Source organism: Plantactinospora sp. CNZ321 (assembly GCF_004217235.1).
In genome coordinates this window covers 7,021,440-7,039,772 of sequence record NZ_SHKQ01000001.1, presented here as the reverse complement: position 1 = coordinate 7,039,772, position 18,333 = coordinate 7,021,440, and the positions used below count along the sequence as shown (strand labels likewise).

20 protein-coding genes and 1 tRNA gene are annotated in these 18,333 nt (G+C 73.4%); 16 read left to right on the top strand and 5 right to left on the bottom strand.

Annotation, left to right across the window (positions count from 1 at the left end):
- Positions 1 to 4: 4 nt before the first annotated feature.
- The 3 genes from EV371_RS30555 (at position 5) to EV371_RS30545 (ending at position 2,661) form a co-directional block, all read left to right on the top strand.
- The gene (locus tag EV371_RS30555; RefSeq protein ID WP_130465098.1) at positions 5 to 904 is read left to right on the top strand and encodes a PHP domain-containing protein; all 900 of its coding nucleotides are present in this window, start codon (positions 5 to 7) and stop codon (positions 902 to 904) included.
- A gap of 40 nt (positions 905 to 944) precedes the next feature.
- A complete protein-coding gene (locus EV371_RS30550; protein ID WP_130465097.1) occupies positions 945 to 1,559 on the top strand; it encodes a MarC family protein in 615 nt (204 codons plus the stop codon).
- 145 nt (positions 1,560 to 1,704) lie between these two features.
- The gene (locus tag EV371_RS30545) at positions 1,705 to 2,661 is read left to right on the top strand and encodes a RecB family exonuclease (protein ID WP_486484858.1); all 957 of its coding nucleotides are present in this window, start codon (positions 1,705 to 1,707) and stop codon (positions 2,659 to 2,661) included.
- Between the two features lie 34 nt (positions 2,662 to 2,695).
- On the opposite strand, the gene EV371_RS30540 is transcribed toward EV371_RS30545, so the two are convergent.
- A complete protein-coding gene (locus EV371_RS30540; protein WP_130465095.1) occupies positions 2,696 to 3,121 on the bottom strand; it encodes a transcriptional repressor in 426 nt (141 codons plus the stop codon).
- A 209-nt stretch (positions 3,122 to 3,330) separates the two neighbouring features.
- On the opposite strand from EV371_RS30540, the gene EV371_RS30535 reads away from it, so the two are divergent.
- Entirely contained in the window at positions 3,331 to 3,819 is a 489-nt protein-coding gene (locus EV371_RS30535; protein WP_130465094.1) for a DUF2231 domain-containing protein, read from the top strand.
- Between the two features lie 58 nt (positions 3,820 to 3,877).
- On the opposite strand, the gene EV371_RS30530 is transcribed toward EV371_RS30535, so the two are convergent.
- The gene (locus tag EV371_RS30530; protein ID WP_130465093.1) at positions 3,878 to 4,219 is read right to left on the bottom strand and encodes a hypothetical protein; all 342 of its coding nucleotides are present in this window, start codon (positions 4,217 to 4,219) and stop codon (positions 3,878 to 3,880) included.
- Positions 4,220 to 4,311: 92 nt separating this feature from the next.
- Here EV371_RS30530 and EV371_RS30525 point away from each other — a divergent pair, with 92 nt between their 5' ends.
- Positions 4,312 to 4,497: a hypothetical protein gene (locus tag EV371_RS30525; protein WP_130465092.1), complete on the top strand. Its 186-nt coding sequence runs from the start codon at positions 4,312 to 4,314 to the stop codon at positions 4,495 to 4,497.
- 86 nt (positions 4,498 to 4,583) lie between these two features.
- Here the strand turns inward: EV371_RS30525 and EV371_RS30520 are convergent, their stop codons facing one another.
- The 3 genes from EV371_RS30520 to EV371_RS30510 all read right to left on the bottom strand — a co-directional run bounded on the left by EV371_RS30520 (position 4,584) and on the right by EV371_RS30510 (position 6,623).
- On the bottom strand, positions 4,584 to 5,285 hold the full coding sequence (locus EV371_RS30520; RefSeq protein ID WP_130465091.1) for a hypothetical protein: 702 nt from the start codon (positions 5,283 to 5,285) through the stop codon (positions 4,584 to 4,586).
- Positions 5,286 to 5,469: 184 nt separating this feature from the next.
- Positions 5,470 to 5,880, bottom strand: a complete 411-nt coding sequence (locus tag EV371_RS30515) for an FmdB family zinc ribbon protein (protein ID WP_130465090.1) — start codon at positions 5,878 to 5,880, stop codon at positions 5,470 to 5,472.
- Positions 5,881 to 6,008: 128 nt separating this feature from the next.
- The gene (locus EV371_RS30510; RefSeq protein ID WP_130465089.1) at positions 6,009 to 6,623 is read right to left on the bottom strand and encodes a 5-formyltetrahydrofolate cyclo-ligase; all 615 of its coding nucleotides are present in this window, start codon (positions 6,621 to 6,623) and stop codon (positions 6,009 to 6,011) included.
- A gap of 109 nt (positions 6,624 to 6,732) precedes the next feature.
- On the opposite strand from EV371_RS30510, the gene EV371_RS30505 reads away from it, so the two are divergent.
- The 11 genes from EV371_RS30505 (at position 6,733) to EV371_RS30460 (ending at position 18,254) form a co-directional block, all read left to right on the top strand.
- Positions 6,733 to 9,462, top strand: coding sequence for a diguanylate cyclase (locus tag EV371_RS30505; protein ID WP_486484857.1), 2,730 nt, complete (start codon positions 6,733 to 6,735; stop codon positions 9,460 to 9,462).
- A 9-nt stretch (positions 9,463 to 9,471) separates the two neighbouring features.
- On the top strand, positions 9,472 to 10,428 hold the full coding sequence (locus EV371_RS30500) for a sugar phosphate nucleotidyltransferase (protein WP_130465088.1): 957 nt from the start codon (positions 9,472 to 9,474) through the stop codon (positions 10,426 to 10,428).
- A 22-nt stretch (positions 10,429 to 10,450) separates the two neighbouring features.
- Positions 10,451 to 11,770 carry a molybdopterin molybdotransferase MoeA gene (locus tag EV371_RS30495; protein WP_130465087.1) on the top strand — a complete coding sequence of 440 codons (1,320 nt, stop codon included), beginning with the start codon at positions 10,451 to 10,453 and terminating at the stop codon, positions 11,768 to 11,770.
- A gap of 85 nt (positions 11,771 to 11,855) precedes the next feature.
- The gene (locus EV371_RS30490) at positions 11,856 to 12,497 is read left to right on the top strand and encodes a GNAT family N-acetyltransferase (protein WP_130465086.1); all 642 of its coding nucleotides are present in this window, start codon (positions 11,856 to 11,858) and stop codon (positions 12,495 to 12,497) included.
- A 287-nt stretch (positions 12,498 to 12,784) separates the two neighbouring features.
- Positions 12,785 to 13,630 carry a divisome protein SepX/GlpR gene (gene sepX / locus EV371_RS30485; RefSeq protein WP_207230652.1) on the top strand — a complete coding sequence of 282 codons (846 nt, stop codon included), beginning with the start codon at positions 12,785 to 12,787 and terminating at the stop codon, positions 13,628 to 13,630.
- Between the two features lie 94 nt (positions 13,631 to 13,724).
- Positions 13,725 to 13,801, top strand: a tRNA-Ala gene (locus EV371_RS30480).
- A gap of 476 nt (positions 13,802 to 14,277) precedes the next feature.
- A complete protein-coding gene (locus EV371_RS33620; RefSeq protein WP_165436874.1) occupies positions 14,278 to 14,448 on the top strand; it encodes a hypothetical protein in 171 nt (56 codons plus the stop codon).
- A 216-nt stretch (positions 14,449 to 14,664) separates the two neighbouring features.
- A complete protein-coding gene (locus EV371_RS30475; protein ID WP_130465085.1) occupies positions 14,665 to 15,333 on the top strand; it encodes a MauE/DoxX family redox-associated membrane protein in 669 nt (222 codons plus the stop codon).
- Complete coding sequence (locus EV371_RS30470) at positions 15,242 to 15,784, top strand: redoxin domain-containing protein (RefSeq protein ID WP_130465084.1); 543 nt, start codon at positions 15,242 to 15,244, stop codon at positions 15,782 to 15,784. The genes EV371_RS30475 and EV371_RS30470 overlap by 92 nt, the downstream gene beginning before the upstream one ends.
- A complete protein-coding gene (locus tag EV371_RS30465) occupies positions 15,781 to 17,673 on the top strand; it encodes an ABC transporter ATP-binding protein (RefSeq protein ID WP_130465083.1) in 1,893 nt (630 codons plus the stop codon). Before EV371_RS30470 ends, EV371_RS30465 begins: the two co-directional genes overlap by 4 nt.
- The gene (locus EV371_RS30460; protein ID WP_130465082.1) at positions 17,673 to 18,254 is read left to right on the top strand and encodes a S26 family signal peptidase; all 582 of its coding nucleotides are present in this window, start codon (positions 17,673 to 17,675) and stop codon (positions 18,252 to 18,254) included. Before EV371_RS30465 ends, EV371_RS30460 begins: the two co-directional genes overlap by 1 nt.
- The last annotated feature ends 79 nt before the right edge of the window (positions 18,255 to 18,333 follow it).

The following is an 18,333-nucleotide window of genomic DNA, read 5'->3' as shown; positions in this document are numbered from 1 at the left end:
CCCGGTGACGTCCCGTCAGCCCGAGGCGCCCGACACCGGTCGCCGGCTCCGGATCGACCTGCATGCCCACTCGACCGCCAGCGACGGCACCTACACCCCCGAGGAACTCGTCCGAGCCGCCCGGGCGACCGGACTCGACGTGCTGGCCATCACCGACCACGACACCACCGGAGGCTGGGAGCGGGCCGCCGCCGCCCGGCCGCCGGGGCTCGCCCTGGTCCGGGGCGCCGAACTCTCCTGCCGCTGGTACGGCACCGAGCCGCCGATCCCGCTGCACCTGCTCGGCTACCTCTTCGACCCGGAGTCGCCGGAGTTGGCCGCCGAACTGGCCCGGGTTCGCGCCGCCCGGGAGGTACGGGCCGAACGGATCGTCAAACTGCTGCGGGCCGACGGCATCGACGTCGACTGGGCGGAGATCCGGGCCGCTGCCGGCGGCGGCACGGTGGGCCGGCCGCACATCGCGCGGGCGCTGATCCGGGCCGGCCTGGTGGCGACGACCGCCGAGGCGTTCACCCCGAACTGGCTCGGCGAGCGCTACCGACTGCCCAAGGACGACATCGAGGTGTTCCGGGCGGTCCGGCTGGTGCGGCAGGCCGGCGGGGTGCCGGTGATGGCACATCCGCGGGCGACCCGCCGGGGGCGGATCGTGCCCGACTCGCTGATCGTCGAGCTGGCCGCGGCCGGGCTCGCCGGGCTGGAGGCGGAGCACGAGGACCACTCCCCGGCCGAACGGGACGCCGTACGGGCCCTCGCCGCCGAGCTGGGACTGCTGATCACCGGCTCCTCCGACTTCCACGGCGCGCACAAGACCGTGCGGCTCGGCGCGCACACCACCGAGGTCGGGGCGTACCAGCGGATCCTTGCCGCGGCCACCGGGGTCGGCGTACTCACCGACCCGGACTGACCTCGGCCGCCCCCTCCCGGCGCCCGGCTAACGTGATCACGTGAACATGAAGCTGCTCGGCGAGGTCCTGCTGACCCTGCTGGTGATCACAGACCCGCCGGGCATGGTGCCGATCTTCCTCGCCCTGACCGGCCAGATGCCGGCCCGGGACCGGGTGCGCGCCGCGTGGCAGGCGGTGGCGCTCGCCCTGGGGGTGATCGTCGTGTTCGCGGTCGCCGGCCAGACCCTGCTGGACTACCTGCACATCGACCTACCGGCGTTGCAGGGCGCCGGTGGACTGCTGTTGCTGCTGGTCGCGCTGGAGTTGCTCACCGGAAAGGCCGACGACCCCGGCCAACAGAGCACCTCCAACATCGCGCTGGTGCCCCTCGGTACGCCCCTGCTGGCCGGTCCCGGCGCGATCGTCGCCACCATGCTCTTCGTGCAGCGGGCCGAGGGTACGGCGGATTACCTGGCGATCGCGGTCGGCATCGTCGCGGTGATGGTCGCGGTCTGGCTCATTCTGCGCTTCTCCGGGATCGTGGTCCGGGTGCTCCGACCGGCCGGGATCGAGGTGCTGACCCGGATCGCCGGGCTGCTGCTCGCCGCGATCGCGGTGCAGTTGATCGCCGACGCGGTCGCCGCCTTCGTCACCGCACACCTCGGTACCTCCTGACCGGCCCTTCCCGCTGCTCTGCCCGTCCGGACGCCTGCCCTCCCCGATGCTCGCAGCTTTCCCGATGCCGCCGTTCCCGGTGGGGCCTCTTCGGCTCGTGGTCCGGCGGCGCCGGAGTGTCGGACCGGCATGGCAGGATCGGGGCGTGCGAAGGCCATCGTCCGCTGGCAGAAGTCAATCGTCCGCCGGCAACCAGACTCCTCGACCGCGCGGCGCCCAGCCGGAGCAGTTGGGATTCGAGGGGATGCCCGAGCGCCTCTTCGTCTGCACGCCGAGCCGGCTCGGCGCGTACACGGACTGCCCTCGCCGCTACCGCTACTCCTATGTCGACCGGCCCGCGCCGCCCAAGGGGCCGCCCTGGGCGCACAACTCGCTCGGCGCGAGTGTGCACACCGCACTGCGCAACTGGTATGCGTCGGCCCCCGACCGTCGCCGCCCGGAGGCGCTGCCGACCCTGCTCAAGGGCACCTGGGTCCGGGAGGGCTACCGCGACGAGGAGCAGGAGCGGGCGGTCTTCCGCCGGGCCCTGGAGTGGCTGGAGTCCTACGTGGAGACGCTCGACCCCGCCGACGAGCCGGTGGGGGTGGAGCGGGTGGTCGCGGTCAAGACCGCCGTGCTGGCCTTCAACGGCCGCGCCGACCGGATCGACGCACGTCCAGGCCCGGACGGCCCGGAGCTGGTGATCGTCGACTACAAGACCGGGCGGAGCGGTCTCGACGCCGACGACGCCCGTGGCTCCCAGGCGCTCGCGCTCTACGCCTACGCCGCCGAGCGGGTCTTCCGGAAGCCCTGCCGCCGGGTCGAGTTGCACCACCTGCCGACCCGGACGGTGGCGGGGCACGACCACACCGAGGAGTCGCTAGCCCGGCAACTCGGCCGGGCCGAGGACACGGCGCGGGACATCATCGCCGCCGAGCGGGCGGTCGCCGACGGCACCGACCCGGACGAGGCCTTCCCGGTCGCGCCCGGCATCCGGTGCGGCTGGTGCGACTACCGCCGCAGTTGCCCGGCCGGCGCGGACGCCCCCGACCGCGAACCCTGGTCGGCGGTGGAGCGGGCACTCGCACCCGCCGACCCGGGCGGCCCCGCCGGAGCGGCCTGACGCGCGGGTGGCGGATCAGCCGTGGGTGGCGGGATCAGTCGTCGGTGGCACGGCGTGACTGGCAACTCGGGCAGAGGCCCCAGTAGGTGACCTCGGCCTCGTCGACCTCGAAGCCGTACGCGGTCACCGGCGCCAGGCAGGGTGCCGGGCCGACCGCGCAGTCCACGTCGGCGATCTCGCCACAGCCCCGGCAGACGACATGGTGGTGGTTGTCGCCGGCCCGCGCCTCGTAGCGGGCGGGCGATCCGGCCGGCTCGATCCGGCGGGAGAGCCCCGCCCGGGACAGCGCACCGAGCACGTCGTAGATCGCCTGGGTGGAGACCGAGTCGAGCCGTTCCCGGACCCGCTGGGTGATCTCGTCCACCTCCAGGTGCCCGCCGGCCGCCAACACCTCAAGAACGGCGAGGCGCGGCCGGGTGACCCGAAGGCCCCTCGACCGGAGCAGTTCCTCGCCAGTCATTCCACTATCACAGCACGTCGATGGGACCCCAACAAGGCGGACGCGGGCCTATCGTGGCCACCGCCACAGGCGTACGGCGTCGCGCCGGTGATGGAACCGGCGTGAACCGGTCCGGCTCGATCCTCGTGTACCGGGGTAGGTCGCGGATGTCGTGACCGAATTTTCGTACCCTCAGGGTCTCCCGTCGGGAGAGGCAGAAGGAGGCGTCGGTGTTCAGGGAAGTCATGGGTCTCCCCGCACACGTGCTGTTGGTGCACGCGGCCGTCGTCTTCGTGCCGCTGCTCGCGTTGGTCTCCACCGGGTACGCCGTACTGGCCCGGTCCCGGTTCCGCAGCCGGCTCGACTGGGCGGCGGCGGTACTGGCGGTGGCGGCACCGGCCTCCGCCTTCTTCGCGATGCGGTCCGGCGAGGAACTGCAGAAGGTGCTGATCGCCAAGAACTACGGCCCGGAGATCCTTCAGAAGGTGGTGGAGCACCAGGGCTACGGCGAGTTGACGTTCCGGTGGAGTCTCGCCCTCGGCGTGGTGACGCTCGCGCTCCTCGCCGTCACCGGCACCCGGGCCCGGGCCCGGTCCGTGCCCGGTTGGCTGGGCCTGCTGCTCGGCGCGGTCGTGGTGGTGCTCGCCGCGGTGAACGTCTGGTACGTCTACCTCACCGGGGACACCGGCGCCGAGGCGGTCTGGCAGGGCGTCGTCTGACCCCACCCATCCGGCGACCCGACCGGCGCGTCCGGTCGTTCAGGACGCGTTCGGTCGGTCAGAACAACGCCCGCGAGCAGAGCAGGCACATCAGCACCAGCACCACCGCGCCGCCCACCAGGCCGATGCCGTAGGTCAGCGTCCGCGCGTTCCCCTCCTCGGCGTCCAGGGCGAGGTGGTCCTGGGCCGGCAGCGGTCGTGGCGGTGCCGGCTGTACGTGCAGCGGTGGACGCCAGCCCGGCGGTGGAGCACTGCTCGGCGGCGGGCCGGGGTAGTGGATCTCGGGTCGTACCGGTGGCGGCGCCGGGGACGCCGCGGCGGACTCCGGGGAGTCGGCGGGCGGCCCGGTGGGTCGACGCCAGAAGGCGTCATCGGCGGAGTTTCCGCTCTGCGTCGTCACGCTGTCCGACGCTACCAACCCGAGTGGTTTCCGGCGCCTCGCCGGCAGTCACCGGCGGATCTGTCGACCTGCCGACCCGGTACGCTTGCCGGGTGTCGGGGACGGAGAAGCAGCACGCCACGAGGGTCGGGCGGGACGGTGATCGGCCGGTCTCGCTGACCGGTGACCGCCCGGTGTTGCCGGAGCAGTCCGTGGACGACACCGACCGGGGCTGGGGCGAGCGGCCGGATTCCAACGACGAACGGCTGTTGGCCGAGCGCCCACCACACTGGGACTGATCGGCGGAGACTGGACTGGCCGGCCGGCGACTGGGCGGTGTGCGCCACCGCGCCTGGGACGGCGACGGGCTGCGGTGTGGCGGTGGCTACGAACGAACGATGATGGCGAAGCGGGTCGATTCCGGCATCCCGACCGCGCGGTGGGCCTGATCGGGGCGGAGCGCCAGGTAGATGGCGCTGGCCGCGCCGTCGGTCTGGCCGGGGCCGAGCACGTCGAGCACCAGTGCCCGGGTCGCCAGGACGGTCGGCTTCGGTGCCCTGCCCGCCTGGTCACCGCCGGCTGCCGCGAGAAGATCCACCCGGGCTCCCGGTCGGGCCACGGTCAGCGCGGCCGGCTCGGCAAGCCGGATCGGTACCCCCACCGTCCCCGCCGGCACCGGCACCCCCGAGCCGCCGCCCGGGGTCGCCGAGCCCTCTGGCCCAGCCGGCAACCCGCTGGGCCGGGTCGCCGGTCCGGTCCCGGGCGTCCGAGTCGCACCGCCCGGCCAGGGCGTCCGAGTCGCACCGCCCGGCCAGGGCGTCCGAGTCGCACCGCCCGGCCCGGGAGACGGCGGTCCGTCGGACCGGCCGGAGCCGGCCACGTCCGCGGCGGTGCCGACCCGGCCGGGGGAGCCGGCGACCGGGACGGGACAGGACGCTGCCGGCTGGCGCAGGTAGAGCGCGCCGAGCGCGAGCGCCAGCAGGGCGGCGACCAGCATCCAGCGGAGTGTCGAGCCGGCACGCGGACGTGACCAGCGGGTCGGGCTCAGCGTGGCATCGCCACGGGTGGGCGTACGGTCGAGCGCCACGGCGAACCTCCTCGGCCCGGCGGCGCCGGTGGAGTCGGCGTCGTCCGGTGCGCAGCAGGCTAGGCGAGGGCACTCCGAAGCGGCGGCAGACGATTCAGACCCTGTGGATAACTCGGAGGGGTGTGGATAACTTGAAGGCCGGGTCGGCCCGGTGAGCCGGCGCCGCCAGCACCGTCGGAGGTGCTCAGGTCGTGCTGGTCGAGGAGGCGGAGGTCGCCTTCGGCTTGCTGCCGGACCCGCTCGACGTCCCGTGGACCGAGCCGGATCCTCCGCCGCCGTTGGCGGAGCCGGACGTGCCGCCGTTGGCCGAGCCCGAGCCCGAGCCCGAGTCGCCGCCGGAGCCGGTCGTCGCGGAGTCGCTCTTCTTCGACGCGTCGGACTTGGGTGCCGCGGAGCCGTCACCACCCTCCGAACTGTTGCTTCGGGAGTCGGTCCGGTAGAAGCCAGAGCCCTTGAACACGATGCCGACGGAGTTGAAGAGCTTGCGCAGGCGACCCTCGCACGCCGGGCACTCGGTCAACGGCTCGTCGGTGAAGGACTGCACCGCCTCGAGCTGGTTGCCGCACTCGGTGCAGGCGTACTGGTAGGTGGGCACGGTCCCCTCCGGATCTTGCAAGCCAGTTGGCACTCGACGTATCCGAGTGCCAATGGTGCGGCATCGTACCCGCTTTCGTCCAGCCGAGGTCTCCGGGCCGACTCTGCGACACCCCGACCGCCGAGCCGTCAACCGGACCCCACGGATTGGAGGCCACCGGTGGGGGTGAGCACGGCCCGTACCGGACGGTCGTGAGCTGCCGCCGGAACCGAATCGATCAACTCGCCGTCGTGCAACAGCGCCACCGTGAGGGCACCGGGAGCGGCCCGGGCCAGGGCGCGGTCGTACGAGCCGCCGCCGCGACCGAGCCGGATGCCGCGCCGGTCCACGGCGACTGCCGGTACGACGACCAGCTCGGCGGAGCTGATCGCCGCACGACCGAGCCGACCGGTGACCGGCTCCCGCAACCCCCGGCCGGCCGCGACCAGGCAGCCCGGTCCGGCGTACGGTGCCCAGTCCAGGTCGAGGTCCGAGCGGAGCACCGGCAGCAGGAGTCGCCCGCCGGGGCCCAGCGCGTCGGCCAGCGCGTCCGGCAAGCCGGCCCCACCCGGCTCGCTGCCGACCGGCACGTAACCGGTGATCAGGTGGGGTCGTACCCGCCGGATCAGGGTGCGGAGTTCGGTCCGGACGCGCTCGGCGGCGGCCAGTCGGGCCGGCGCCGGCAGCGCCCGGCGCCGGGCCAGCATCGTGAGCCGGAGCGCGGTCTTGCGCGGGCCAGCATCTCCATCCGAAAAATCCGGCACGTAACACTCCCGGGGGCAGGCCGGTTAACCATTGGGGTTGGGCCAGCATCGCAGCATCGCAGCATCGGGTGCGGAGTTTCCGGGGGGACGAGTGACGCTGCGTGGACGCTTGACCACCACCTTCCTAGCCATCGTGGTCGGGCCGGTGCTGGTCGGCGCGCTCTCTGTCGCCGGTACGGTCGCCACGGCAGGTCGCCATCGGGCCGAGCACCGGCTCAACCTCGCCGCCGACGCCGTCCGTACGACGGTCGGCGCGATCTGCCAACAGTTGCGCGCCACCGCCGGCGCGCTGGCCGTACTCTCCGATCCGGCCAGCCGGACCGGCGCGGCGGGTGAGGTGGTGACGCGGGGACTGGCGGACGCGGTCCTGATCACCGGTCCGGGCGGCGCGGTCGACTTCGTCACCCCGGCGGCACCGGCTCGGCCCTGGGCGTCCTGCTCAGGCCCGGCCGGCACCGGACCGGCGCCACGCGCCCTGACGGCCCGGGTGGACCTGCGGGACGGCTCGGGGGCGGTGACCGGTGGGGTCTGGGCGGCGCAGACCCTCGACGCGGCGTTCGTCCGCCGGCTCGCCACCGCCAGCGGAACCGCGGTGACGCTGCTGCGGGACGTACCCGGACCGGCCGCGACCTCGCCGGGACCGCCGTCGTCGGATTCCGTCGCCTCCCCGACGGATACCGCACCGACGGGTCCCGCACCGACGGATACCGCAGCGACGGGTCCCGCAGCGACGGGTCCCGCAGCGACGGGTCCCGCAGCGACGGATACCGGGGCCGCTGGCAGTGGTCCGTCCGCCGTCGGGAGTCCGGACGGCGGACGGCAGGGGGCCGAGTCGCCGAGTACCGAGTCGAACGGCTCCCGGGCGGCCGTGCTCGCCGCCGCCCGGCGGATCTCCGGAGACACGATCGTCCAGGCGGACGGAGGCCGGTACGTCCGCCGGGTCGGTCCGGCTCCCGACCAACCGCTGCCGCTCGTGCTGTCGGCGCCCCGCGATCCGCCGGCGGCCCGGTACGGACCCCTCGCGATCGTCGTACTGCTCGCCGGGGTGTTCGCGGTACTGGCCGCCAGCCGGCTGGCCCGGTCGACCACCCGGCCACTGGCCGAGCTGGCCCGGGCCGCCGACCGGGTCGCCGAGGGGGACCTGGCGACCCGGGTGCCGGTCCGGGCACCGGACGAGGTCGGCCGGCTCGCCGACAGTTTCAACCGGATGACCCGGGAGGCGGAGTCCTACCTACGGGCGCTGGTGACCAGCCGGCACCAGCTGCGCGAGCAGCTCGCCGTGCTCGGCGACACCCTGGCCAGCTCGCACGACCTGCACCGGGTCCTCCGATTGCTGCTCCGGGCCGCGATGACGGCGACCGGGGCCCGGGCCGGGGCGGTGCTGCTGCTCGACCCGAGGACCGGGGTCCTGGTCGCTCAGTGTGCCGAGGGTCTCGACCGGCGCGGCATCGGGCTCGGTCGGGCGGCGTCCACCAGCGGCCCGGTGGGCGAGGGACCGGAACATCCGGCCGACGACCGGCAGCGGCACGGCGAGCCGCCGGCGCTGCGGATACCGCTCGGCAAGGGACTGCTCGGCACGGTCGCGGCCACCGGCGAGCCGCGCCGGGGTCGGCTGGACCGGGACGGGCCACGTCTCTACGGTCGTGAGCCGCGCTGCCGAACGTACGTCGCGGTGCCGCTCCCGTCCTCCGGCGCCAACGGCCAGGTGCCGTATCCGGGGGTGGAGCCGGCGAGTGCCACGCCGCCGCTGCGCCCGGCCACCTCCGCCGGCTGGCCGGGTACGGCCTCGGGGTCGGGCAGCGGCCCTCCGAAGTTGACGCTCGGGATGGGCCGGACACCGGCCGGCGGACGTACCGCGGCCGGGGTACTCGCCCTCTACGACCGGCTCGGGTCGGACGAGTTCGACGACGTCGACCTGGTCACGCTCGGCAACTTCGCCGACCACGCGGCGGCGGCGCTGGAGAACGTCCGAATGCACGAGGAGGCGCAGCGGCTGTCGCTGACGGACCCGCTTACCGGGCTCTGGAACTACCGCTATCTGAAGGAATCGGTCCGGCGGGAGATCGAACGGGCCAGCCGGTTCGGCCGGATGCTCAGCGTGCTCGCCCTCGACCTCGACCGCTTCAAGGAGGTCAACGACACGTACGGGCACGCGGCCGGGGACGCGGTGCTCGCCGAGTTCGCCCAGCGGATCCGGGGTGCGATGCGGGAGGTGGATCTCGCGTTCCGCCAGGGCGGTGAGGAGTTCGTGGTGCTGCTGCCGGAGACGGACGCCCGGGGCGCGGCGACGGTGGCGGAGCGGCTGGGCGCGGCCGTCCGGGAGACTCCGATGGCGATCCGGCCCCGGCCCGGCGCGGTCGCCCCGGTCCGGGCCCTGGTCCCGGTCACCGTGTCGATCGGCGTCGCCGTCTATCCCGACCACGCCGCCACCGGACCGCAGTTGCTGGTGGCGGCCGACGAGGCGCTCTACGCGGCGAAGGCGGCGGGCCGGGACACCTACCAGATGGCCACGGCCGGCGGCCGGCCCACCGTCGAGGAGATTCCGGTCCGGGCCGGCGCGGCGACGCCGGACGACGGCCTTCCCTGGGCGGGTGGCCGGCCCGGGCCCGGCGGGTCCGGCGGGGCCGGCGGCTGGCCGGGTCGGGCGCGTCCGGGCGGGGACGGACCGGTCCGGGCGGGGCGTCCGGGCGGGGACGGACCGGCCCGGGCGGGGCGTCCGGGCGGGGACGGACCGGCCCGAGCGGGGCGCCCGGGCGGGGACGGACCGGTTACCGCGGAGGGCGGCCCGGACGGCGCGTTATCCGGGCCACAACCGCCGCGCCAGGGCCGTGGCCGATAGTCTCGCGACATGCCGGAGAACGCAGCTACCCCAGCCAACTCCTCGACGCCGACGGCCGGACGACGGGCGGTGAAGGCCGTCATCCCGGCCGCCGGCCTGGCGACCCGGTTCCTGCCCGCCACCAAGGTGGTGCCGAAGGAACTACTGCCGGTCGTCGACCGTCCGGTGTTGCAGTACATCGTCGAGGAGGCTGCCCAGGCCGGTATCGACGACGTACTGCTGATCACCGGCCGGGGCAAGACCGCGATGGTCGACCACTTCGACCGCCGGCCGGACCTGGAGGCCCGGTTGGAGGAGAAGGGCGACCCGAAGCTGCTGGAGGCGGTGCGGGGGCCCGGGGAACTGGCGCAGATCTACACCTGCCGGCAGCCGGAACAGCTCGGCCTGGGCCACGCCGTCGGGTACGCCGAGACGCACGTCGGGGACCAGCCGTTCGCGGTCCTGCTCGGCGACGAGTTCGTGAACCTCGCCGAGCCGCTGCTACCGGCGATGCTGGACCTGCAGGCCCGGACCGGCGGCATTGTGCTGGCCTTCTTCGAGGTGCCGCCGGACGAGACCAAGCGGTACGGCATCGCCTCGGTGGCGCCGGCGGACCGGAGCCTCTCCGACCTCGGCGAGGTGGTCGAGGTGACCGGGCTGGTGGAGAAGCCGAAGCCGGAGGACGCGCCGAGCAACCTCGCGGTGCTCGGCCGGTACGTGCTGCCGAGCTCGATCTTCGAGGCGATCGGGCGTACCGGGAAGGGAAGCGGCGGGGAGATCCAACTCACCGACGCGATGGGTCTGCTGCTCAAGGAGGGTATGCCGGTGCACGCGATCATCTACCGTGGCACCCGCTACGACACCGGCATGCCGCTGGGCTACCTGCAGACCGTGGTGCAACTGGCCTGCGAGCGTGAGGATCTCGGTGCGGAGTTCCGGCAGTGGCTGGGCGAGTTCGTCGCCTCCGACGCCGGCCGCCGCACATGACGCCCTTCTGCGAGGTGACGGTGTGACAGCGACGGCCGATGCCGAGGCGGCCGCCAACGAGCTGACGCCGCTCGCCGACTACCTGGGCAGCGTGCTGCGCAGGTTGCGGGCGCTTCCCCCGCTCGACCTCGACCTCACCCAGGCGTACGGCAACGTGCTCGCCGAGGACGTCGTGGCGCCGCACGCCTATCCGGCCTTCGACCAGGCGGCCATCGACGGGTACGCGGCGCGCTGGGAGGACATCTCGGGCGCGGGGCGTACCGGTGGCGCGGCCGGCGGCTACGGCCCGAGCCGGCTCGGCGACCCCCGCCCGGTCCGGCTCAACGTCGTCGGCGACCTCGGCGCGGCGAGTTGGCGGCCGGTCCGGCTGACCCCGGGCGCCTGCTTCTCGGTGGCGGCCGGTTCGCCGCTGCCGATCGCCGCCGACGTGGTGGTGCCGGTGGAGTGGACCGACCAGGGCATGGCGGCGGTGGAGATCTTCCGGACCCCGAAGCGCGGCTACGGGCTGCGCCGGGCCGGTGAGGAGCTGCCGGCCGGTACCCTGCTGGCCCGCTCCGGCTCGTACATCTCGCCGGCCCTGGTCGCGGTCTTCGCGGCGACCGGCATCGGGCACGTGGTGGTCCGGCCGAGCCCCCGGGTGGTGATCGTGGCGACCGGCGACGAGTTGGTCGACGTCGGCCGGGCCAGCCAGCCGGGGCAGGTGGTGGACATAAACTCGCACGCCTTGACGGCGGCAGCGGCCGAGGTGGGCGCGCTGGCGTACCGGGTGGGCATCTGCGACGACGATCCCGAGGGGCTGCGCGGGCTGCTGGAGGACCAGACGCTCCGGGCCGACCTGATCATCACGACGGGCGGTACCGGTGCCGGCCCGGGTGACATGATCCGCCGCGTACTGTCCCGTCGGGACGGTGGCCGGGCCAGCCCGGTGACCTTCATGGAGGTCGCCCTCTATCCCGGAAGCGCCCTCGGGTTCGGTACGGTCGGAGCCGAGGAGGTACCGGTGGTCTGTCTACCCGGTGAGCCCGGTGCGGCACTGATCGGCTTCGAGGTGCTGGCGAGGCCGGCGATCCAGTTGCTGGCCGGCGCCGAGCCGGTGTTCCGGCCCAGCGTCCGGGCACACCTGCTGGAGACCGTTTCCTCGCCGTCCGGGCTGCGGGAGTTCCGGCCGGCGCACGTGGCCGAGCGGCGCGGCGGCGGCTACACCGTGCAGCCGCTGCGCGGTGGGCCCTACACGCTCTCCGGGCTGGCCGAGGCGAACGGCCTGATGGTGCTCGGCGAGCGGGTCACCAGCGCGGCGGCCGGCTCCACCGTGGACGTGCTACTGCTGGACCGGCGCAGGTGACCGGGCTGCCACCCTGGCAGGGCGGTGCCGGCGACGGCGCCAGGGTGTTGACGAGGAGGCGTGGGTTGCCGACGGGAAACCGGGCGTGAACCTTGCCGCGACCCCGGGCTGGCCGGTCGTACTCCGGGACGGTGCGGTGCTGCTGCGCCCGTACCGGCGGTCGGACGCGGGGGCCTGGTCCGAGGTGCGCTGCGCCAACCAGGCCTGGCTGGCGCCATGGGAGTCCTCCCCGCCGGGCCGGTGGGACGAGATGAACTCGCGGATCGCGTTCCGCTGGGTCTACCGGGACCAGCGCAGACAGGCGCGTCGCGGCGAGGCCATGCCGTTCGCGGTCTGCCTGGTCGAGGGCGCCCGGGAGCGCCTGGTCGGGCATCTCAACCTGGGCAACATCGTGCGGCGGGCGTTCTGCTCGGCGTACGTCGGCTACTGGGTGGACGGTCGGGTGGCCGGGCGCGGCGTGATCCCGACCGCGATGGCGCTCGCCGTGGACCACGCGTTCGGGCCGGCCGGGCTGCACCGGATCGAGGTGAACATCCGGCCGGAGAACGGCCCGTCCCGGCGGGTGGTGGAGAAGCTGGGCTTCCGCGAGGAGGCGTACCACCCGCGCTACATGCACATCGACGGCGCCTGGCGTGACCACATCGGGTACGCGATGACCAGCGAGGAGGTCGCCCGGGAGGGTGGCCTGCTGGCCCGCTGGCACCGGGTGCGCGCCGCCGCGTCCTAAAGCGGTGTCGCCGGGGCGTCGTCGACAGCTCCGCGCAGTCCGGCCCGCCGGGGATCTCGTGCCGGATGCGGGCCGGGGTACCGCATGTTGATCTCCTTCGTCGCTGGTCGGCCGGCGCGCCGCACGATTTTCCTGGTCTGTCCCCGTAACCTGAAGTAATCGGGACGTGCGGCAACGTCGGACGGACCCGCGTCGGCTCCGGGAGCTGATCCGCGCCTGCCGTGGACGCGCCCGGCGGTGCGGGAGAGGCTCGTCCGGTCGGTTGCCCGAGGTGGGTGACGGGAGGGATGAGGGTGCCGGCCTCGGTGCTCCTCGCCGTCCTCGCCGCAGCCGGTCTGCTCGCCCTCGCGCCGGCACTGGTCCGCCGGTACGACGCCACGGAGCGGCTGGCCGCGGAGCGGGCGCAGTCGACGGCGCGGGTGCTCCAGCGCCGCCGACGGCGACGCAGCGTCCCGGGGCGGCAGCCGGTAAATCCACCCCGCACTCGAATCGTCACCCTGCGCACTGGTGTTCCCCCTGCCGACCTGGCCACCGCCCAGCCGGTCTCGCCGGCCGCCAGCCCCGGCACGCCGGTCTCCGGGCCGCCGGTCTCCGGGCCGCCGGGGAACGGTCGGCGCAGCCGTCGACTGCGCTCGGTGCCCCGCAACCCGGGCCCCGCCCGGCGTCGTTCACCGCCCGCCCGGCACACCCCGGCCGTCTACCGGAGGCGCCGGGTCTTCGTCGCCCTGCTCCTGCTCAACTTCGTCGAGCTGGTCGGGGTGGTGCTGGTCAGCCCCGGCTTCTGGATCGGCTTCGCGACCACCGCGACACTGCTGGGCGCGTACCTCGTACACCTGCGGAGCCGGGCCGTCGCCGAGCGCCGGCGGCGGCGCGTGCAGGCTCGCGAGGCGGCCTGGCTGGCCGCCCGGCAGGCGGAGGTCCGGCGTGCCCAGGCCCGCCGGGCGCAGGCTCGCCGGGCGGCGCAGCGCCGCCTGGCCGCCCAGCGGGAAGCGGTACGCCGGGCCGCGCTGGGGATGAACCGGGCGACCGACCTTCCTCCGGCGGCCAGCGGGGGCGGCCGGGCGGCGGGTTCCGTCTCCTACCGGCGGGCCGGCGGGCTGCGCGGCCGACCCTACGAGGCCGGGGGACGGTGAGCGGCTCCCGGTGACGTCGGCGGGGCTGGTTCGCGCCCGGGGCGGCCGACCTGTTAGCCTTGGCGCCGGCCTGCCGGTTCGTCGGCTTGGTCAAGGGGCTGTGGCGCAGACCGGTAGCGCACCTCGTTCGCATCGAGGGGGTCAGGGGTTCAAATCCCCTCAGCTCCACCACAAAGCAGCAGGTCAGGGGCGGGTTCTCGGGAGATCGAGAGTTCGCCCTTGATCATTTGTCCGTCTGGCGTCGTCGGACGGAGCCCCAGTTCGTGGCACGTGGCGGACGATCTCAAGCCGAACGGGTGAGGTGGGCGACCGGGGCGGCCTGGCTGGAACATCACGTTGCGGCAGTCGCGACGGTGGCCCCGTGTCCAGGCTCAAGCTGTAGAAGCGGAGTTCGGTATCCCGCGGTAGCCCGAAGCGGCTACGCCACGCTTCCGACGAGGCGTACCGGCCGACGGCCGCGGCATTGGTTCGTCGCGAGAGCCGTTGCCGACGGAGGGCATTGCGTCCGTCGCAACGCCCTTTGCATCCACTTTCCACCCGGCTTCCACGCGGCCCGTTGATCGTGGGCTCACGAGGGCGCACCGTGCGCCTTCGGTGCGACCTTCGGGTCGTGCCCGCTGATGAGAGGAAGGCGGAGTATGTACAAGTTGGTCGAGAGAGCGGGGTCGAGGCTCCTGGGACTGTTCGTCCCGGAGGTCGAAGCGTCCGCCGCCGCCTGCGGCTGGAAGTACTTCAGCTCCTGCTGGCAGTGCGGCTACGGGGCGTGCGACGCGTACTGCTGCGACGGGTCGGGTTGCTCGACGATCCTCTGCTACTGAGCCGCGTGCCGTAGGGCTCGCCCGTGGCAGCCCAGGGTCCGGTCGGCGCCCGGCAGGGGCCGGAGGCTGCCCGGGTACCACCTTGGTATCCGGGCGGACCGGCACCGCGGTCGGGGGTCGCCCGGGCCCGCTGCGTTGCGCCGCCCGATTCAGGTGACAGGGGCCGGGGCACCGCCGGGCGGCGACCCGGTGCCAATCTTCCACTAAGGATGTGCGATGCCTTACCTGGCGATAGGAATCCGCTGCCTGATCGGAGTTGTGTTCCTCGGCTCGATCGTCGGCAAGCTGACCGGGAGGGACGCCTTCGAGGCGTTCGTGGCGTCGACGGCGCGGCTATCGGCGTTGCCCGACCGTTTCGTCAGGCCGCTGGCGCTCGGGGTGGTGGGCGCCGAGGCGGCGGTGTGCGTGCTGGTCACCGCGCCGTCGCCCGCCGCCGTGCTCGGGCTCGGGCTCGCGGCGGGGCTGCTGGTGGCGTTCGCCGTCGGCGTCCTTGCGGCGATCGTACGGGGCGAACGCACCCCGTGCCGGTGCTTCGGGGCCTCAACCCTGCCACTGGGCCCGTCACACGTCGTCCGGAACATCGCGCTTGCGCTGGTCGCCGTCCTTGGCGCGACGATCGGGACAGCCACCACGCCCGCGCAACTGCCCGGCGGCGTGCTCGCCGCACTCAGCGCCGTGGTCCTCGGCGGAGTGCTCACCCGGCTGGACGACATCGTCGGACTCTTCCGTCCCCCTGCCCAGGAGGCCGCGGACGTCGCCCGTGGTCTCATCCTCAGTCATTCCAGGAGCCGACATGCCCTTCCTGATCGCAGCACTGGTCATCACCGGTCTGCTCTGCGTACTGAACCTGATTCTCACCCTCGGGGTGATCAAACGACTGCGTGAGCACACCGAACTTCTCTCCACCATCGCCCAGGGGCCACCGGCCATCGAGGTGGGCCAGGTGGTCGGCGAGTTCGAGACCACCACCGTCGACCATGAGGCGTTGACCCGCGACGCACTGACCGGCGATACGCTCGTGGCCTTCTTCTCGCCCACCTGTGGGCCGTGCAAGGAGAAGCTGCCGAAGTTCGTCGAGCACGTACGCGCGCTGCCGGGACGCGACCGCTCGCTGGCCGTCGTGGTCGGCGACCGTGACCAGGCACAGGCGTTCGTCGCGGATCTGCGGCCGGTGACCCGGGTGGTCGTCGAGGCCGGCGACGGTGCGCTGAGTTCGGCCTTCCGTGCCCGCGCCTACCCGACCCTGCTGCGGGTGGGTCGCGACGACGCCGGACGGCTCGTCGTCACCGCCAACAAGGTGGAGGTGGACCAGCCAGCCACGTTGGCGGTCCGGTGAATCCCCGGCGGTCGGCGGCCCGATCCCGAGGGCTGGTGGTGCGGGCGTTGGGCGCCGGCGCGCTCACGGGCAGGGCGGCTCCCGGCAAGCTCGGACTGTACGCGGCCATCACCCTCGTCGGCGGCGCGCTACCGGTGGCGACCGCCTGGCTCACCAAACTGGTGTTGGACAACCTGATCGGCGGCGCCGCGCTCGCGACGCTGGTCGCGCTCGGCAGCGGTCTCGCTGCGGCCGGTGTCCTGGTCAGCGTCCTTCCCCAGGTCGGACAGTACCTGCGGGCCGAGTTGGACCGCGCCGCCGGGATGCTGGCGCACGATCGGCTCTTCCGCGCCGTGAACGGGTTCGTTGGGCTGGGGCGGTTCGAGGATCCGCCCTTCCTGGACCGGCTGCGTCTGGCACAGCAGGCCGGCGGCACGAGTCCGAACCAGGCCGTCGACGGCCTCCTCGGGATGGCGCGTGCCGCCATCACCATCACCGGCTTCCTGGCCTCCCTGTTCCTGCTCAGCCCGGTGATGACCACGCTGGTACTGCTGGCCGGCATCCCGGCGCTGATCGGCGAGCTGGCACTCGCCCAGCGACGGGCACGGATGCTCCTGGAGATCGTGCCGGCCGAACGTCGCGAGTTCTTCTACCGCAGCCTGCTGTCCACTGTAGAGGCGGCGAAGGAGGTGCGGCTGTTCGGCGCGGGTACGTTCCTACGAGAGCGGATGTTGGCGGATCGCCGCACCGCCTACACCGCCACCCGTGCCGTGGATCGGCGCACGGTGCTGGTCCAGGCCGGGCTCGGGCTGATGGCGGCCGCCGTTGCCGGCGCGGGAGTGTTGTGGGCGATCCGTGCCGCCCGGCAGGGGCAGTTGTCGATCGGGGATATCGCGATCTTCATCGCGGCGGTGGCCGGCGTGCAGAGCGCGCTCGTCACCGTCGCCCGGGAGATGGCCCGTACGCACCAGGCCCTGCTGATGTTCGACCACTACCTCGCGGTGACCACGGCGGGGCCGGAGTTGCCGCTGGCGAACGCACCACGACCGCTGCCGCCGCTGCGGTCCGGGATCGAGGTGCGCGATCTGTGGTTCCGTTACTCCGAGGACCAGCCCTGGGTACTGCGCGGGATCAATCTGCGGATCCCGCACGGGAAGGCGCTGGCGTTGATCGGGCTCAACGGCACGGGCAAGTCGACGCTGGTCAAGCTGCTGTGCCGGTTCTACGACCCGACCCGGGGTGCGATCCTGTGGGACGGCTCGGACATCCGCCACGCCGACGTAGCCGAGCTGCGGCGGCGGGTCGGCGCGGTCTTCCAGGACTACATGCACTACGACCTGTCCGCCCGGGAGAACATCACCCTCGGCGACCCGGAAACCGGCGCGGACGAGTCTCGGATCCGGGCCGCGGCGCAGCGGGCGGGTATCCATGGCAGGCTGGCCGCGCTGCCGGACGGGTACGACACACTGCTCTCCCGGATGTTCGCCACCGAACCCGGCCAGACCCCAGCGGGGAGCGGGACGCTGCTCTCCGAGGGCCAGTGGCAGCGGCTGGCCCTGGCCCGGGCACTGCTCCGCGACCAGCGCGACCTGCTGATCCTCGACGAACCCTCGGCCGGGCTGGATGCCGAGGCGGAGCACGAGATCCACACCGCCCTGCGGCGGCACCGGGCGGGCCGGACCACGCTGCTCATCTCCCACCGGCTCGGTGCGGTCCGGGACGCGGACCTGATCGTGGTACTCGCCGACGGCGATGTGGTGGAGGAAGGAAAACACGACGAACTGATGGCGGTGGACGGCGAGTACGCCCGGCTGTTCCGGCTCCAGGCCGCCGGCTACCGGGACGGGGCGGACGGCTACCGGGCCGGAACGGTGAGCGCGCTGGTGCGTACCGCAGAACGTGGGCCGTGATGCCGTTCCCGGTCCGTCCCGTCGGTGCCCTGCCGGCGCTCCTACCCACCTCGGCCTGGCAGCACGGGCTGGTCTACGCGGTGCTGGTGCTTCTGTCGGTGCTGGTCGCCACCGTCCTGCTGGCCCGTCGGCTGGTCACGGTGACGGTTCGCGGGCCAAGCATGGAGCCGACCTTCCAGGACGGCGACCGGGTACTGGTACGGCGGGGGCGGGCGATGTCGGTCGGCCAGGTGGTGGTGGTGGAACGGCCGACCCCCCGTGACTGCCGTTCGGGACGGCCCTTGACCAGCAGCCGGACCCTCGCGGAATCCGGCCCACGTTGGATGATCAAACGGGTGGCGGCGGTGCCCGGCGACCGGGTGCCGCGTGGACGGGTGGCAGCCCTGGCGAACGTGTCCGAAGACCGGGTGCCACCCGGTCTCGTGGTGCTGCTCGGCGACAACCACAGGGCGAGTTTCGACTCCCGTCAGTTCGGCTACTTTCCCGCTGAGCGGATACTCGGCGCGGTGCTGGTCGCCCTGCCGCCCCATCGTCCGAAGTCCTGTCGTACCAAGGGTTCCGCGTCTGAGACCCGCCGCTGAACCGAGTGGCGAACCCGCTTGCGGGATAGCATCGGCCACAGACGCTTTTCGATCGCCGATGGGGCTGATGGAGGCTTGG